At 40.0% G+C, this 17,689-nt stretch carries 18 protein-coding genes; 6 read left to right on the forward strand and 12 right to left on the reverse strand.

The genetic code is table 11. The features are described 5' to 3' along the window. Positions 1-7: 7 nt before the first annotated feature. From VXM68_RS15990 to VXM68_RS16030, 9 genes are all read right to left on the reverse strand, one after another. Positions 8-343, reverse strand: coding sequence for a hypothetical protein (locus VXM68_RS15990; protein WP_312329504.1), 336 nt, complete (start codon positions 341-343; stop codon positions 8-10). Between the two features lie 7 nt (positions 344-350). Continuing rightward, complete coding sequence (locus VXM68_RS15995) at positions 351-596, reverse strand: hypothetical protein (RefSeq protein ID WP_293957409.1); 246 nt, start codon at positions 594-596, stop codon at positions 351-353. Positions 597-697: 101 nt separating this feature from the next. Continuing rightward, positions 698-2,029 (reverse strand): NADP-specific glutamate dehydrogenase, encoded by a 1,332-nt coding sequence (gene gdhA, locus VXM68_RS16000; protein ID WP_312329505.1) that lies wholly within the window; start codon positions 2,027-2,029, stop codon positions 698-700. Between the two features lie 463 nt (positions 2,030-2,492). Beyond that, entirely contained in the window at positions 2,493-3,737 is a 1,245-nt protein-coding gene (locus VXM68_RS16005; RefSeq protein WP_367209343.1) for a sulfate adenylyltransferase subunit 1, read from the reverse strand. Positions 3,738-3,772: 35 nt separating this feature from the next. Beyond that, positions 3,773-4,663: a sulfate adenylyltransferase subunit CysD gene (gene cysD / locus VXM68_RS16010; protein WP_367209344.1), complete on the reverse strand. Its 891-nt coding sequence runs from the start codon at positions 4,661-4,663 to the stop codon at positions 3,773-3,775. Positions 4,664-4,716: 53 nt separating this feature from the next. Then, positions 4,717-5,418 carry a phosphoadenylyl-sulfate reductase gene (locus tag VXM68_RS16015; RefSeq protein ID WP_293957413.1) on the reverse strand — a complete coding sequence of 234 codons (702 nt, stop codon included), beginning with the start codon at positions 5,416-5,418 and terminating at the stop codon, positions 4,717-4,719. Beyond that, positions 5,408-5,986: a bifunctional precorrin-2 dehydrogenase/sirohydrochlorin ferrochelatase gene (locus tag VXM68_RS16020; RefSeq protein ID WP_294187769.1), complete on the reverse strand. Its 579-nt coding sequence runs from the start codon at positions 5,984-5,986 to the stop codon at positions 5,408-5,410. The genes VXM68_RS16015 and VXM68_RS16020 overlap by 11 nt, the downstream gene beginning before the upstream one ends. 2 nt (positions 5,987-5,988) lie before the next feature. Next, positions 5,989-6,747 carry a uroporphyrinogen-III C-methyltransferase gene (gene cobA, locus VXM68_RS16025; RefSeq protein ID WP_367209345.1) on the reverse strand — a complete coding sequence of 253 codons (759 nt, stop codon included), beginning with the start codon at positions 6,745-6,747 and terminating at the stop codon, positions 5,989-5,991. Between the two features lie 12 nt (positions 6,748-6,759). Continuing rightward, complete coding sequence (locus VXM68_RS16030) at positions 6,760-8,865, reverse strand: HEPN domain-containing protein (RefSeq protein WP_367209346.1); 2,106 nt, start codon at positions 8,863-8,865, stop codon at positions 6,760-6,762. Positions 8,866-9,013: 148 nt separating this feature from the next. Here VXM68_RS16030 and VXM68_RS16035 point away from each other — a divergent pair, with 148 nt between their 5' ends. The 4 genes from VXM68_RS16035 to VXM68_RS16050 are packed head-to-tail and all read left to right on the forward strand — an operon-like array spanning position 9,014 to position 12,491. Beyond that, complete coding sequence (locus VXM68_RS16035) at positions 9,014-9,982, forward strand: PstS family phosphate ABC transporter substrate-binding protein (protein ID WP_367209347.1); 969 nt, start codon at positions 9,014-9,016, stop codon at positions 9,980-9,982. Position 9,983: 1 nt separating this feature from the next. After that, the gene (pstC, locus tag VXM68_RS16040) at positions 9,984-10,880 is read left to right on the forward strand and encodes a phosphate ABC transporter permease subunit PstC (protein WP_293957419.1); all 897 of its coding nucleotides are present in this window, start codon (positions 9,984-9,986) and stop codon (positions 10,878-10,880) included. Next, positions 10,873-11,724, forward strand: a complete 852-nt coding sequence (locus VXM68_RS16045; protein ID WP_293957421.1) for a PstA family ABC transporter permease — start codon at positions 10,873-10,875, stop codon at positions 11,722-11,724. Before pstC ends, VXM68_RS16045 begins: the two co-directional genes overlap by 8 nt. Next, positions 11,682-12,491, forward strand: coding sequence for a phosphate ABC transporter ATP-binding protein (locus tag VXM68_RS16050; RefSeq protein ID WP_312329510.1), 810 nt, complete (start codon positions 11,682-11,684; stop codon positions 12,489-12,491). Before VXM68_RS16045 ends, VXM68_RS16050 begins: the two co-directional genes overlap by 43 nt. Before the next feature lie 105 nt (positions 12,492-12,596). Here the strand turns inward: VXM68_RS16050 and bshB1 are convergent, their stop codons facing one another. The 3 genes from bshB1 to VXM68_RS16065 form a co-directional block, all read right to left on the reverse strand. Further along, a complete protein-coding gene (bshB1, locus tag VXM68_RS16055; RefSeq protein ID WP_293957424.1) occupies positions 12,597-13,328 on the reverse strand; it encodes a bacillithiol biosynthesis deacetylase BshB1 in 732 nt (243 codons plus the stop codon). Positions 13,329-13,453: 125 nt separating this feature from the next. Beyond that, on the reverse strand, positions 13,454-13,945 hold the full coding sequence (locus VXM68_RS16060) for a glutathione peroxidase (RefSeq protein WP_293957425.1): 492 nt from the start codon (positions 13,943-13,945) through the stop codon (positions 13,454-13,456). A 19-nt stretch (positions 13,946-13,964) separates the two neighbouring features. After that, complete coding sequence (locus tag VXM68_RS16065) at positions 13,965-14,597, reverse strand: DUF4294 domain-containing protein (protein WP_294350112.1); 633 nt, start codon at positions 14,595-14,597, stop codon at positions 13,965-13,967. 152 nt (positions 14,598-14,749) lie between these two features. On the opposite strand from VXM68_RS16065, the gene VXM68_RS16070 reads away from it, so the two are divergent. After that, entirely contained in the window at positions 14,750-16,969 is a 2,220-nt protein-coding gene (locus VXM68_RS16070) for a bifunctional (p)ppGpp synthetase/guanosine-3',5'-bis(diphosphate) 3'-pyrophosphohydrolase (RefSeq protein ID WP_293957427.1), read from the forward strand. Between the two features lie 107 nt (positions 16,970-17,076). Beyond that, positions 17,077-17,568, forward strand: coding sequence for a Fur family transcriptional regulator (locus VXM68_RS16075; protein ID WP_209580691.1), 492 nt, complete (start codon positions 17,077-17,079; stop codon positions 17,566-17,568). Positions 17,569-17,689: the final 121 nt, after the last annotated feature.

Here is a 17,689-nt window from a genome sequence, read left to right on the forward strand (position 1 = left end):
ATTGAAGTTAAATCGTTTCTTTACCACCAAAGGTTATCAGCACCATACCGGAGATAATGACAAACATGCCAAGTACCTGCATCCAGGACAGCGGACTTTTAAAATACAGTGCCATGGCTAATTGCACGGTCAAGAATGTGCCACCAGAGCACAAGGCGATAACAATGGGCTGAGATACATTTTTGAATAACTGTACAAGGAACCAGCTTGCAGAGAGCAGAATAATATTTCCGACAATCAAAGTTGTCCATTTATATTTTGGGTGTAGTCCACCGAGCTTAAATAGGATGGAGGAGATAATCTGGCAGGCCCAAAATGCAGCAAAATATAGATAGTTTAACATAAATTTATTATTCGTATCTGCCGTAAGCACTGTTAAAAGACTGACGCATCAATGCGAATTGATCAATTACACTTTTTAGAAATTCCTCATCAAGCAAATCGAATACACCATTTACACCACCAATAATATCCATTTCCGCAATTTTATAGGATTGTTCCAAATTGCCTTGTTCAAACTTAATGATGAATTTTTGGTTCATCCCAAAAATTGAAATCTTGCAATCAGGATGAGGAAGTTCAGCTATTAGTCTCATGTAAATCTCTTGTTTTTAAATTTGCTATAAAAGTATAAAAAAACGCCCAAATGCAATGCATTTGAGCGCTCAGGATTATGATATGATTAGAAAAAGGCTTTCTAGACGATACCTTGGGCTTTCATGGCATTTGCTACCTTGATAAAGCCACCAATATTGGCACCTTTTAAGTAATTTACAAATTCACTTTCCTTACCATATTTTAAACAGGTTTCGTGGATACTCTCCATAATGGTTTTTAAACGATTGTCAACTTCTTCGGTACACCATTGTGTACGGATGGAGTTTTGAGACATTTCCAAGCCGCTGACAGCAACACCACCAGCATTCGCTGCCTTACCTGGGGCGAAACTGATTTTTGCATCGAGAAATACTTTAATAGCTTCAGCTGTAGAAGGCATATTAGCGCCTTCGGCTACACAGATACAACCATTTGCTACAAGCATATTGGCGTCGGATTCATCCAATTCATTTTGCGTTGCACAAGGTAATGCGATATCGCATTTAAATTGCCAAGGCTTTTGGCCTGGGAAGAACTGAGCATTCGGGTATTTGGATGGGTATTGATCCAAACTTCTTCCTAATGAAGCTCCAAAGGCCATTTTTTCAGTATCAAAGCCATCCGGATCGTACAATGTTCCTAAACTGTTTGATACTGTGATCACTTTAGCCCCCAGCTGCAATGCTTTTTCAACCGCATAAAATGCCACGTTGCCTGCACCAGAAACAGTGGCTACTTTGCCTTTCAATGATTTTCCCTGATGTTTGAAAATACAGTCAACAAAATACAATAAACCATAACCTGTCGCTTCTGGACGTATATAAGAACCTCCCCACAACTCACCTTTACCGGTAAGAACACCAGTAAAGTTATTTTGCAGGCGTTTAAACTGACCGAATAAATAGCCTATCTCACGTCCTCCAACACCAATATCTCCAGCAGGAACATCCGTGTCAGCGCCAATATGACGATAAAGCTCGGTCATGAAACTCTGACAAAACCGCATGATCTCATTATCCGATTTTCCTTTCGGATCAAAATCGGAGCCGCCTTTGCCGCCACCAATCGGCAACCCGGTCAAACTATTTTTAAATACCTGTTCAAAAGCAAGAAATTTAAGGATACTTTGGTTCACGGAAGGAGCGAAGCGAAGACCGCCTTTATAAGGACCAATAGCACTGTTCATTTGAACACGGTATCCGCGATTTACCTGTACTTGATGGTTATCGTCCAACCAAGTTACTCGAAAAGATATAATACGCTCTGGTTCAGTAAGTCTTTCGAGAATCTTTTGTTCGAAAAACTCAGGATGGTTTTCTGTAATATAAGGAAATAGGTCCTCGGTAACTTCTTTTACAGCTTGTAAGAATTCTGGTTCATTTGGATTTCGTTTCTCAACGATGGAGATAAAGTCGTTATAATTTTTTGACATGTTTTAATTAGTAAAATTTCCCTTTGGCTGGCACTAATTTATGTATTTTTTAACGAACAACCAATATTTGTTAATTATTTACAAATAATAATCTGTTTTAATGAAATTTCATACTTTATATTTATCATTTAAAACCGATTATTAATTGCCGAAATGTGTGTGCATTAATGTATTAGCCGTATTTTGTTCGATTTTTATTGGTAACAAGCGGACATGATTCTGTTTAAGTGTAAAATGATTCTGCTTTAGTGTAAAACCTATACCCTTTTCTAGTATAGTTTTGTTTATAATTTATATTATGTTAAATAGAAGATTTGTATAGCCTCCTTTTAGGTACGATTTAATAGTATTTTGTAAATCCACTGGTTTTAATAAACACGGCAGCAAATACAAAAGGAACCCAAACATGGTCTGAGTTCCTTAAAAAATATTTAGGTTGAATATTTACGATTAATTGTCTTCGTTAGTCGACAGCTTGGATCATCAATGCGCCGACTGTTAAATTTGTGCGTGGATCAATAACAATGGCTTGAGAATTTGCGGCATTTTCCTGTTGCAAATCAAATACTAGATTCTCAGCTGATTTAATGGCTATTCGACCAATATCATTTAGTTTAATTGGCTCATCATGTATTTTTTCCTGTGTATTGATATCAAATTTGTATAAAACGTCTACAATCTTAACCTTGGTTAATTTGCTGTGACTTTGAATAAGATAAATCTGATCCGTATCCAAAGGTTTGTTGTCAAACCAGCACAAATTTGCCTGGATATTACGTTCGAATTTTGGTGGGTTTTCCACGCTGGCAATTGTGTCACCACGGCTAATGTCGACATCATCGCTGAGATGGATAATGACCGATTGTCCACTTTCAGCCCGTTGAAGTTGTTGTCCGTTTAATTCGATGGCTTTCACTGTGCTAAAAGTTTCTGCCGGATAAACAATTACCTGGTCACCAACCTTAAGGCCCTCTCCTAGTACGCGGCCTGCATACCCTCTATAGTCATGTAAATCATCGGTTTGTGGCCGCACAACCCATTGGACGGGAAACCTCCAGCTGGCCGCTTCCTGTTCGTGAATTTCTACATTTTCCAGGTAATCCAATAAAGATTCGCCTGCATACCAACTCATTCTTTCCGACTTATGGACAATATTGTCTCCTTTTAATGCTGACACAGGTATAAAATCAATATCCTTAAGTCCGAGATTATTAGCTAACGTTAAATAATCTGCTTTGATCTGCTCGAAAACAGAAGCACTATAATCGACCATATCCATCTTGTTGACACAGACAAGTACTTGCTTCATCGCCAGTAATTTAGCAATAAAGGAATGGCGTTTTGTCTGCTCAATTACGCCTTTACGTGCATCAACTAAAATGATTATAAGGTCGGAATTGGAAGCGCCAGTGACCATGTTTCTGGTGTATTGGATATGTCCTGGAGCGTCGGCTATAATATATTTTCGGTATTCGGTCTGAAAATACTTATAGGCTACGTCGATTGTTATGCCTTGTTCACGTTCAGCTTTAAGTCCATCCGTTAATATGGCCAAGTCTACTGTCCCATCGTCATTTTTCCGGTTGGCACGTTGTATAGCTTCCAATTGGTCATCCAAAATGGAATTGGTATCGTATAATAACCGGCCTATGAGGGTACTTTTACCATCATCTACAGAACCGGCCGTAATAAATTTCAATATATTCATTGTTGTCAATCTCTGGTATTCGATTTGAAATAGGGTTAAAAGTATCCTTGTTTTTTGCGCTCTTCCATAGCAGCCTCAGATACTTTATCATCCATACGGGCTCCACGTTCACTCACGGTTGATGCTTTGATCTCAGCGATAATGTCGTCCAGTTCAGTAGCCGTTGAATCTACAGCCGCTGTACATGTCATGTCGCCTACCGTTCTGAAACGTACGGATTTGCGTTCTATGACATCGTCTGCATCGATATTTAAGAATGAGGCGGCAGCCATCAATTGACCATTGCGCGTAATGACTTCCCGTTCATGACTGAAATAGATAGACGGCAAGGCTATTTGCTCACGCTTGATATAATTCCAAACATCCAATTCGGTCCAGTTTGAAATGGGAAACACGCGTACATTTTCGCCTTTGTTTATTTTTCCATTAAAGATGCTCCAGAGCTCAGGTCTTTGGCGTTTCGGATCCCATTGTCCAAATTCATCTCGCACGGAGAAGATTCTTTCCTTGGCACGGGCTTTTTCTTCGTCTCGGCGTGCGCCACCTATACAGGCATCAAAACCATGTTTGGAGATTGTGTCGAGTAAGGTAACTGTCTGCAAGGCATTCCGACTTGCATTTTTTCCCTTCTGCTCAACGACTTTGCCTTGGTCAATGCTGTCTTGAACATAACCAACAATAAGTTTTTCTCCTATGTCTTCAATCAACGCGTCCCTGAAGGTAATTGTTTCGGGAAAATTGTGACCTGTGTCAATGTGAACCAATGGAAAAGGAAATTTACCGGGTCTGAATGCTTTTTTTGCCAAGTGGACAAGTGTAATGGAGTCCTTGCCTCCAGAGAATAATAGCGCAGGTTTTTCAAATTGTCCGGCGACCTCTCTTAAAATATATATTGCTTCCGCTTCTAAATGATCTAAATAGTCCATTCTCTGAGATAATAAAATTTTATTTAATGAATTTGGGTTTCTACTTGGCTATTTTATGACTTAACAGCGTGCAAACCACATTCTTTTTTACTTTGATCTTCCCACCACCATCGGCCGGCACGGAAATCTTCACCTTCTTGTATCGCACGGGTACAGGGCTGACATCCAATACTTGGAAAACCTTTGTCATGTAATACATTGTATGGAATATAATGCTCCTTACAGTACGTTTTTACCTCTTCAAAAGTCCAGTCAAACAAAGGATGTATTTTGATAATTTGGTTTACCTCATCATATTCGATAAAGTCCATATCGTGCCTATTGACAGACTGATCCGAACGTATACCTGTTATCCAAACTTTCTTTCCGCTGATGGCACGTTGCAGCGGTTCAATTTTTCTGATTCGACAACACTCTTTGCGGTTCTCTACCGATTCGTAAAAAGAATTTGGACCTTTCTTGCTGATAAAATCTTCCAATAACGAGTTATTAGGACTGTATGCTTTAATCTGCAAGGGGTAACGCTCCAGCGTACGGCTCCACAACGAATAGGTCTCTTTAAACAGTCGGCCAGTATCCAATGTGAATAGTTGAATATCCAGGTTATTTTTACCGATCCATTCCGTGATAATCTGATCCTCTATACCAAAAGAGGTTGAGAAAATGACTTCCTTAGGGAACAATGAAGTCACGGTCTGCAGGAGCTCTACTCCTTTTTTATCTCCAATAATTTCTTTGAGTTCCTTAACGTTCATGACCTAATATATCTTTTGTATGTTCGTTCAACTTCTTTACTTTAAATTCGAAATCCCCTTTGAGCTGATCCCGATAAGCGCTCATGAGTGACAATGTTTCGTCTATTTCTTCTGGCAACAGGTCATTTAGCAACTCTTTCAAGCGCTTAGCTATCGTTGGTGACTTTCCGTTTGTGGAAATGGCGATTTTCAGGTTCCCTTTTTTTACAATAGATCCGAGATAGAAATCACACAATTCAGGTTTATCTGCTGCATTAAACAATATATGCTGTTCGGATGTTAAACTGCGGAGTTGGTCATTGAGTTCCATATTATTTGTTGCTGCAATGACGAGCTGTTTGTCCATAATATCTGCTGATGCAAATGGGCGAACGTATAGATCAATCTGCGGATATTTTTTTAGTAACTCCGCAAATTCGGGGATAATTTCCTTGGCTACAATGGTCAGATTTAAAGCGTTGTCATTGGACGCCATAGCCTCAAATTTCTCCAGCGCAACTTTTCCTCCGCCGACAAGCAACGTGTGGATCTGATTAAGTTTAACGAATATGGGAAAGAGTTGGTTCATGGTTACAATGCTAATGCTTTTTCTTTAATCTCATGAAATGAACGGTGTTTTGCGACAACATCACCGATTACGATGATGGCAGGAACACCGACTCTTTTCTCGACAGATTCATCAAGAATATTGTCTATTGTGCCAAGTACAACTTTTTCATTCGGTAACGAGCCGTTTTGAATCAGTGCGATAGGTAGGTTATGTAGATTCCTCTCGCGGTAAATGGCTACGATTTCAGCCAATTTACCATACCCCATCAAGATTACTACCGTCGCTTTGGAATCCGCGGCCAAATAAAGATCCGATGATAACGAGCCGTCTGACTTTGAGCCCGTTATTACCCAAAAGCTTTCACTGATTCCCCGGTAAGTCAATGGAAGTTGTTGTAGTCCGGTAAGCCCAATTGCGGAGGAAATACCCGGCACAACTGCCGTTTCAATACCATATTGTTGTACGTAATCAATTTCTTCTCCACCACGACCAAAAACAAATGGATCACCTCCTTTTAGGCGGACAACATGACCATAGTTTAAGGCGTAATCTACCAAAAGGCGATTAATTTCATCCTGTGATGTAGAAAGTTGTTCTGCTCGTTTTCCAACATATATTTTGATGCATTCAGCCTGTGCATAATCCAGTAATTCTTCATTCACCAAGGCATCGTATAAAATGACATCTGCTTTTTCTATTGCTTTGATCCCCTTTAGGCTGATCAGATCCGGATCACCGGGCCCCGCTCCTACTAATGTTACTTTTGCTTTTATTGACATACCTATTCTCTCCTACACCAATGCTGGTTTTAAATTTTTTCGTTGATAGACTTCATTGATAAACTTTGTCGCTTCCTGAAGATACTTGATTGCAAAATGCTCCGTTGGTTCAGTTTTACTGATCTGTAAAACTAGTTCTTGAAACGTTTGTTCAAAATTATATTCACCTGTTTCCACGAAATGTGACTGGAATTCGTTGATTACGCTATTTTGTGTACTTGCGCTAACCCCTTTATCTAATAATAGGGCTTTTGCAGCTTGGACGAAGGCATTATAGGCATGATAAATCGCGTCCGAGAATTTGGATTCACGAAATGTTTCATTTGCCCATTGTAACTTCTCTTCCGCCTCATAGATCAACGTGGCAACCAAGTCAATAACAACACCTGCACATTCGCCAACCCCGATTGCCGTTTGGAAAGTTCCTTCATGTCCCCAGTCAACAAATTCGTCCTCAGCAAGATTGGTTAAATCCGATAGTGGTTTTAAAAGATTATAAAAGTAATTTTTACTTTGTCTGTCGTAGTAAGCATGGAAATTTTCATTTGCTTCTGCATTTTTCTTATAATCATTGAGCACCCATTCGACAACATGTAACACTCTTTTCGTCGGTACTTTAATAATACGCTCGGCAACACGCCCTTCACCATTACCAATTGTTCCACCCCCAAGCATAACTTGCGCTGCAGGGACGACTTTGCCCGCCGCTTTGACGGAACTACCATGAAAGCCGATATGTGCCAATCCATGTTGGCCACACGAATTCATACAACCCGAAATTTTGATTTTTAAATCGCGGTTAAAGACAAAATCCTGGTGAAATTCAGCGATATAAGATTCAATAACCCGGGCCATTTCGGTACTGTTTGAGATGCCTAGATTGCAGGTGTCCGTACCAGGGCAGGTTGTGACATCTGCTGTACTATCAAAACCGACCTGGGCTAGATCCAACGATTGAAGTAATTGATAAATATGTGGTAGTGACTTTTGTGTTGCATATTTTAGCAGTAAGCTCTGGTTCTGCGTGATACGGATATCGTCCGCGACCAAATCCTTCAGACCAGCAACCAACGCGCGAGCTTTGTCTGTACCGATGTCACCCGTGGATACCCGCACATAGACACCATAATATCCTTCTTGTTTTTGTCCGAATGTATTGGTGTTTTTCCAGATCTGGTAATTTAGATCGCTGTCTAGATCAATAATTGATAGCTGGCTGTCGTCCGGTGGTAATGGCTGTTCGATTTTGGTTCGGTCGATCGGATAGCTTTTTACCTTCGTTGCGATCTTTTCGGCTTCAATTAAATTGAGCACTTCTTCTAAGCCTAATTTCTGAATAAGGTATTTGAATCGAGCTTTATTTCGGTTATTTCTTTCGCCATAACGATCAAAAACACGAAGTGTTGCTTCTATATAGGGGATCAGTTCATCTTCGGGTAGAAACTCGTTTGTTACTGATGCTAAGAAAGGCTGAGATCCCAATCCTCCACCCAATAGTATTTTAAAACCCCTGGTTTGCACATCATTAACAACTTTTAGTTTTGGAATAAAACCAAGATCATGGATATAGGAGAATGCAGTATCTTCGTCACTGGCGGAAAAAGACATTTTAAATTTTCGCCCCATTTCCGCACAAACGGGATTGCGCAAAAAATATTCAAAGGTCGCCTGAGCATATGGCGAAACATCAAATGGTTCCTTTGGATCGATGCCCGAAGTTGGAGAAGCGGTGACATTACGGACTGTATTCCCACAAGCCTCCCTTAAAGTAATGTCGTCTTCAGCTAATTTCGCCCAAAGCTCGGGAGTGCGGTCTAGACTGACATAGTGGATCTGTATATCTTGGCGTGTTGTAAGGTGTAAATTGCTGCTTGCATATTCATCTGATATCGCTGCAATTTTAAGCAATTGCTTGAAGGTAACCTTTCCAAATGGAAGTTTTATACGAACCATTTGAACTCCAGGTTGTCTTTGTCCATAGACCCCCCTAGCCAAACGCAACGATCTAAATTTCTCGTCGGCAATTTTGCCCTCATGGAACAACCGAATCTTTTTTTCAAGTTCGATAATTTCCTTTTCCACGATAGGGTTTTCTAATTCTGTGCGGAAGCTTTGCATATAACAAATAAAATCTATTGATTTGGTATTCTTTTCTCGATGTCAAATGTAAAAATATTTTTTTAATATTCTATAATATCTACCAAATTAATATATATTTGCCTTATAAAAATTAATATACAAAACCTGTAGACTATTAGGAGTAAAGATGAGAAAGCCTTTTATTGTGCTTATTTTATGTGTTTTAATGATGTTCAGATTGACTTCCTGCGCGCCAAAAGTGAAGAATGGATATACAAAAGAGCATGGTTATGAAGGTAATATTTCGCTATCAGGAGCTTTCGCGCTATATCCGTTAGTTGTAGTATGGAGCGAGGATTTTAAAAAAATACATCCGAATGTTCGCTTCAATATTTCAGCGGGAGGTGCTGGAAAAGGAATCGCCGATGTGCTGACAGGTATGGTTGATATTGGAATGGTATCGAGAGATCTGCATGAGCAGGAAATTAAAAAAGGAGCTGTTCCGATTATTGTTGCAAAAGATGCTGTTATCTGTACCATCAATCCGGCCAACCCGAATTACCCGGCGATTTTAAAGCGTGGTTTGAGTCGCGAAGAGTTGCTGAATATTTTTGTAAATCGAAAGTTTAAGACCTGGAAGGAAATTGATCCTCAGTTTACGGCAGATCCTATCAACGTGTATGTGCGTTCCGATGCCGCTGGCGCAGCGGAGACCTGGGCTAAATTTTTTGATCATAAGCAAGAAGATCTGCAAGGTATTGGGATTTTTGGTGACCCAGGTATTGCGCAGGCTATTAAAGATGATATTCATGGGATTGGGTTCAATAATCTTAATTATGTCTACAACCTGAAAACCAACAAGGTTTTTGACCGTATTGCTGTTGTTCCCTTGGATCTGAACAAAAATGGACACGTTGAAGATGATGAGCAGTTTTATGGCACACTACCTCAATTGACCGAGGCTGTAGCCATTGGGAAATATCCCGCTCCGCCTTCAAGAGAGTTAACCTTTGTAACACGAAATAAGACCGAATCCCTTCTTTTGAAGGAGTTTATTTCTTTTGTGCTTCAGAAAAATGCACAGTCGCAGTTGCTTGAAAATGGCTATGTTCCGTTAAATGAAACACTGATAAAAGAAGAACTTAATAAGTTATAGCATGCTAAATACTCGTCTCGTAAAAGATATCCTCGTCCGGCGGACCACTTTCCTCCTGTTGCTCGTATCACTTTCAGTTGTGGTTATTATAGCAATTGGTTTGACGGTCAAATCAATTCCTTTGTTTGAATACAGTGATATTTTTCAGCTTTTAGCGGGTAAGCTGTGGTCACCGATGAAAGGGTCTTTTGGCTTTTTGCCATTTATAGCCGGTACGCTTGCAGTTACGCTGATTTCTCTTGTTATTGCGATTCCGCTTTGTATATTAACGGCTGTTTACTTGACCGAATATGCTTCGGATGCTTTAAAGAATATGATGCTTCCTTTGGTCAATATCTTAGCTGCAATTCCACCAGTGCTTTATGGTGTCTGGGGTGTTTTGTTTATTGTACCATTGATTCAGTTGTATATTGCGCCAGTTTTTGGTGTTGTAGCCTCCGGGTATTCTGTGCTCGCTGGTGGTATCGTCTTAGCTGTGATGATTTTTCCGATCATGATTTCCATTATGGTGGAGGTTCTTCAAACCATTCCTTATGACCTGAAGGCTGCCTCGCTATCTTTGGGAGCAACGAAATGGGATACGATCAAACACGTTATACTCAAAAAAGCCAGACCAGGGATTGTTGCGGCCATCGTGTTGTCTACATCCAGAGCCTTTGGTGAAACGATAGCGGTATTAATGGTCTGTGGAAATGTTGCTAAGGTGCCGACTTCAGTATTTGATGCGGGGTATCCTATCCCCGCCTTAATTGCGAATAATTTTGGTGAAATGATGTCAATCCCACTGTATGAGTCAGCGCTGATGTTCTCAGCACTGCTCTTATTTGTGATCATATTTATTTTTAATTTAATTTCCCGTCTCATATTAAGACGGCTGGAAGGAGGTCAGCGTGGATAATACGAAAAGACGGCTATTGAGCGAAAAGGTGGCAAAAGTTTTTATGCATCTTTCGGGTATAACGGTAACAGCTTCGCTTTTTTTTATAGTCGGCACGATAGTGTATAAGGGACTTCCCTACCTCAATTGGGAAATGGTCAGTCAGCTGCCTAAAGGTGGATTTTACATCGGCAAGGAAGGTGGTATTTTGAATGCGATATTGGGTTCGCTGTACTTGGCAGGTGTTTCAACTGCCCTTTCTGCGCTGATCGGGATTCCGATTTCGTTATATCTGAATATCTATTTGGGCGCGCAATCCAAGATAACACAGTTTTCCAAATTATTGTTCGATGTATTGTATGGCGTCCCTTCGATTGTGTATGGTGCAGTAGGTTTTGGGATTATGGTCTATTTGGGTATTCGCGCTTCCCTATTAGGTGGTATTATTACAGTAACGCTCCTGACTATTCCAATTGTGGTACGTACTGTGGACGAGTTGATCAAGACCATTCCAGAAGATCTGAAAAATGTTACCCTTTCACTGGGTACCACCCGTTGGGAATTGGCGCAGGTAATGCTGAGAAGTGTTCGTACAGGCTTACTTACCGCTGTTTTACTAGCTTTTGGTCGTGCCATAGGTGATGTGGCAGGAGTTTTATTGACTACTGGTTTTAGCGATAATCTTCCTAAATATATCGATGAGCCGGCGGCAACATTACCGTTATCTATATTTTTTCAGTTAAGTAGTCCTATCCCTGAAGTACAGGGTCGGGCGTATGCTTCAGCTTTAGTTTTAACAATCATTATCTTAATCATTGTCGTATGCACTCATATCCTTCAATCGAAACAAAAGAATCGCCGATAGTAAACCCCTTGATAGATCCGCATATTGAAATAAAGGATCTTAACGTCTATATTGACGGACGTCATATACTGAAAAACATCAACCTTGCGCTGCCAAACAATAGTGTAACTTCTATTATTGGACCATCGGGATGTGGGAAAACAACGCTTTTAAAAACGCTGAATAGGTTGGTAGACGATACTAAGGGGGTTGAAATAACCGGTTCCGTTCTGGTTAATGGTGAGGATATTTATGGTAAGAACGCCGAAGTAACGCATATCAGGAAGAAGATGGGGTTGCTTTCACAGAAACCTTATCCATTGCCCATGTCCATTTACGATAATGTCGCCTATGGTCCACGAATACATGGCACAAGAAATAAGAAAGAGCTCGATAAGATTGTTGAAACGCAATTACGTAATGTGGCTTTATGGGATGAGGTCAGGGATCGGTTGAATCACTCTGCTAGCGGATTGTCCATTGGTCAGCAGCAAAGGCTCTGTTTGGCGAGAGGATTAGCTGTGGAACCTGAAATTATCCTTGGGGATGAATCAACATCTGCTTTGGATCCATTGTCGACTGCTAAAATTGAGGAGTTGTTGATCGAACTGAAGAAAGATTATACCATCGTATTGGTAACGCATATATTGCGACAGGCGCGGCGGGTATCTGATTATATCTTGTTTGTTTATGGCGGAGAAATTCTTGAATTTGGACCAACGGAACAAGTTTTATTGAATCCGCAAAATGAAATTACAAAACAGTACGTAAAAGGATTTATTTCCTGAGTGTAGCAAATATATTAGCAGGATGAATGATGCGGGATCGTTCTAATTAAAAGATAAATGATCCCGCATTTTATTTTGCCACAGTATCAGTTTAACTATAAATCCTTATTTTAGCTGAAAAAGATCATCTACACCCAATATTTTTTTTGAAGTAAATCCTTCGGCATATTTCGCCTGAATATAGCGTCCAAATTCGCGCGCCCTCGCCGCTGTTGATTGCATGAAATCGGGATTGGAAATATAGGTCTGCGGTTCATCCGGGTTCACATTTTCTCCGGTGTAAAATTGAGTTTTATAGGCGAGCACCGATTTTTCTTTAATAGGATAATAATCCGTTATATCAATGACAACATCAGGTTTGATGTAGTAGTCCTGTACAAATTGGAGTACCAGCCGAGGACGATAAGCATCTTGAGGCACATTATCTGGGCCAAAAGTTTCCACTTTTCTTAAGCCGGCAAGAAAACAGGCTTCGTTAACCATTTGTCCTGCCCTTCCGTGATCTGGATGGCGGTCGGTAATGGCGTTTGTGATCACAATCTCTGGTTGATATTTGCGGATAGCTTTTATGATCGCCATTTTTTCCATTTCGGCATTTTCAAAGAAACCATCTCTCAGTCCAAGATTTTCCCTAACGGTTAATCCTAAAATTTCTGCGGCATCTTTTGCTTCCTGAAATCGGGTCTCTGCTGTGCCGCGCGTGCCGAGCTCACCTTGAGTCAAATCAACAATTCCTACCTTTTTTCCCTCGGCAACATATTTTGCCATCACACCCCCAGCGCCTAGTTCAGCATCATCTGGATGGACAGCAATGACAAGTAGATCTAATTTTAGCATATAAATAATTCTCTGTTTAATTTATCTTCCCTTTTGATAGTAAATCATCCCGTTTCACCGATATGTAGTGTTGGCCGTTTAGAATACGCTATAGGAAGCAGCTGCAAAGGTAAGCAGTTTAAAGATCACTCTTGTAAAAGACGTTCGATATTGTGGCAAATTTTACGTGATAATGGCGAAGTCATCGGATAATAGAAATCTATGACTTCGCCCCTTTTGTTGATGAGGTATTTGTGGAAATTCCAAGAAGGTTTGCTGTTTATACGTCCATTTTCTTGTTTATTGGATAGAAATCGGTAGAGCGGAGAAGTATATTCACCAACAACATGACTGCGTTTAAAAATTGGGAAACTCACCTGCTGATTGATCCGGCAGAATGTTTCGAGCGTACTACCAGTTAATGGTTCCTGATTTCGGAAATTATTTGCCGGAAATGCCAGGATTTCGAAACCTTGGTCTTTGTATTTCTGATACAGTTTTTCGAGCGATTTAAACTGCCTGGTCAATAGACATTGACTGGCGGTATTGACGATGAGCAGCACTTTCCCTTCAAAATCTGCGAGGGACTTTTTTTTACCATTAAACTGAAGCGCATCAAAGTCATATACTGTTTTCATCTGGTTTTCTTTTACTGGGTTACATAACAGGCTGAGGTCTCGATTTTTCGAATTCCCTTATAATATTTTCAATGGCAAAATCCTCTTTGGGGTCATACGTCGACTTTAGGTTGTGGCCAAATATTTTCGCCACTCCCTGGTAGAAAAATGCCGAAATGCCGCCTTTCATTTCCTTTACCATTTCGTAACCGGTATGTCCGGTATACCGATCGATCAATTTAATAAGTATTTTGCCTTGAGAAATCGTCATATTTTTGATTTCTCGATCAAACATCTGTTTGACATCGTTTTCACACTTCTCCACTAGGGCTTTTTGTTCTTTTTTGTCCGCTGTCAAAGCAAGTTCTCTATCGAGTTGATCATATCTTTTTTGCGCATAGATTGCATAAGGTAGAACCTTCAGGACATTTCTTCTAAAGCGGAGGTATTCCCTGCGCGCTTCTTCACTTGACCAAGTCCTTTTGGCGATCACGGTGACCGTTGGTATAGGAAACCACGGTAGTATTTCACCCGTTGGCAATGTTGTCGTCATATAGCTGTTTACGGTCTCCTGCGCTCCTTCTCCATAAAGGGGGAGCGTAAGCGATTGCGACTGTGCCCGGCTGGACAAAGTCCCTGTTAGAAAAAGCAAACAAAACAAAATTGTCTTCATCTGGGCAATTATATAACGCTTTTTAATTTGTCAATGCTATAATATTTTGGTAGATTTATTACAAAATAAGTTAGCTTGAAAAATAGTGTTCAAGAATACATTAACTAAATTACACAAATTTACTCAAAAAACATCATTTACCTGCAACGTTTATGAAAGATTATGTGATTGATATTGAAGCAGAAAACAAAGAGATAAGGAAACGTTACCGTGCATTGTTACGCGCCTGTAAGCCAACTTTACAGCGTGGGGATAAGCAGGAGATTCGCAAGGCATTTGACTTGGCATTGGATAGTCATAAGGAAATGCGACGCAAATCAGGAGAGCCTTATATCTTTCATCCAATTGCTGTTGCCCAGATTGCTGCCGAAGAGATCGGTTTAGGGACAACATCTATTGTATGTGCGTTGCTCCACGATGTAGTTGAAGATACCAATGTAACATTGGATGAAATTGAAGAAATGTTTGGTAAAAAAGTTCGTCGCATTATCGATGGACTGACTAAAATTTCGGGAATTTTTGATCCAAATAGTTCCATGCAGGCGGAGAATTTTCGGAAAATGTTGCTCACGCTTGCAGACGATGTCCGTGTCATTCTGATCAAATTGGCAGATAGGTTGCACAATATGCGCACGATGGAATTTATGGCTCGGGATAAGCAGTTGAAGATTGCATCGGAGACCAGTTACCTGTATGCACCTCTTGCCCATCGTCTGGGACTTTATGCCATAAAATCGGAATTGGAAGATCTCTCAATGAAATATACCGATCCGGATACTTATAAATTTATCGCACGAAAACTGAATGAGAAAAAAGCGGAGCGTGAGCGATTTATAGGTGATTTTATCGATCCCATCAAGGAGATATTGCAGGAACAGGGAATCAAAGCTTCGGTATTTGGTCGCCCCAAATCAATTCATTCCATATGGAATAAGATGCGGAAAAAGTCGATTCCATTTGAAGAAGTTTATGACCTTTTTGCGATACGGATTGTGATCGATGCCGTGGATGAGAAGGAAAAGACCGAGTGTTGGAAAGTGTACTCCATCGTCACAGATTTGTATCGTCCTAACCCCGACCGGCTTAGGGATTGGATTTCCTCGCCGAAAGGAAATGGGTATGAATCGTTGCATACGACAGTAATGGGGCCCAGAGGGCAGTGGGTGGAAGTCCAGATTCGTACCAAACGCATGAATGAGATTGCTGAAAAAGGGTTTGCTGCGCATTGGAAGTACAAAGAATCAAATTCTGATTCTGGATTGGATCAATGGATCAAAAAGGTGCGCGATGTCTTAAGCAGTCCGGATCAGAATGCCATGGATTTTGTGGATGATTTTAAAATGAACCTGTTCTCGGATGAGATTTTTATCTTCACCCCGAAAGGGACACTGATACAACTGCCCAACAATGCCACGGCTTTGGATTTTGCATTTGAAATTCACTCCGATATTGGGGCAAGCTGTATTGGCGCTAAAGTAAACCACAAACTGGTCCCCTTGAGTCATATTTTACAAAATGGGGATCAGGTCGAGATTATTACATCGAGCAAACAGTCTCCTAAGGAAGATTGGTTAAACTTTGTTGTCACTGCAAAAGCCAAATCGAAAATTAGGTCTTCCTTAAAAGAAGAAAAGCGGCGAGTTGCCGAGGACGGAAAAGAGATTTTGGAGCGTAAGTTAAAATCACTTAAAGTAACTTACAACACGGACAATATCAACAAAATTGCTAATTTTCTAAAGTATCCCAGTTCACAAGATCTGTTCTACAATGTTGCCAAGGGAATAGTCGATATGAGGCAATTACGAGAGTATGTTGCCCACGAAAAGGCCGCCGAAGTCAATATAAATAACTCTTCTGGCAACCAATTTAACACCCATATTGGCGGATTGGTCGAAAAGATCAATAAGAAGGAATTCGATACGATTTTGATTGGTGATGATATGCAAAAGGTGGACTATACGTTGGCCCCCTGTTGTAATCCAATTCCCGGCGATGATATTTTTGGTTTTTTAACGGTCAATGACGGTATAAAAATTCACCGTACGAGCTGTCCCAATGCTTCAAAATTGATGGCAAATTATGGTTATCGAATTTTAAAAGCGCGATGGGCCTCCACAAAAGATTCTGCATTTTTGACGGGTTTACATATTGTTGGTATCGATGATGTTGGTTTGGTAAATAAGCTAACAACTGTGATTTCCCAAGAATTTACGGTCAATATCCGATCGCTGTCAATTTCAAGTAATGACGGTATTTTTGATGGTAATATTATGGTTTATGTGAATGATACTGCTCAACTTGAAAGTTTAATGAGAAATTTGAAGCAGGTTAGAGGAATAACGGGTGTTAATCGCTATGAATCGGAAAGCTAGGTTTAGCATTTGGATGTAAAATCGCTTTAAAGCACTTACCTTACCCCTATTTTTAATAGCGGAAATATCAATCCTAATTGGTAAATTTGTACAAGAATATTTTTACTATGAATCAAGCTGAAAATTTTGCAACTGTAAAAAAAATCTTTGAGGCCTACTTAGAAAACAAAAATCTAAGAAAAACACCAGAGCGCTATGCGATCTTGGAAGAGATTTATTCACGTACCGATCACTTTGATGTAGAGTCTTTGTATATTCATATGAAGAACAAAAAATACCGTGTCAGTCGTGCTACAGTTTATAATACCCTAGAACTTTTGGTGTCTTGCGACCTGGTTACAAAACACCAGTTTGGCAGGAACATGGCGCAATTTGAAAAATCTTATGGTTTTAAACAGCACGATCACGTGATCTGCATTGAGTGCAATAAGGTTGTGGAGTTTTGTGATCCCCGTATCAACCAAATTCAGAGCCTGATGGGAGATCTTTTAAAATTTGACATTAAGCACCACTCGCTCAATTTGTATGGTGTGTGTCAAGACTGTCAACTTAAAAACAAGAAAGAGGAGGCTGTAGTGCACACAGCTATTTCAAATTAATCTTATATTTTCTTAAATATAATAGTACATTTGTTCAGGAATGTTCAGGAGAAAAATTCCTGAACATTTTATTTTTAAATAGAGTCTATTTTTATTAATAACATTTAATTACTATACTTTA

Origin of the sequence: Sphingobacterium sp. R2 (assembly GCF_040760075.1) — a bacterium.
GTDB lineage: Bacteria > Bacteroidota > Bacteroidia > Sphingobacteriales > Sphingobacteriaceae > Sphingobacterium.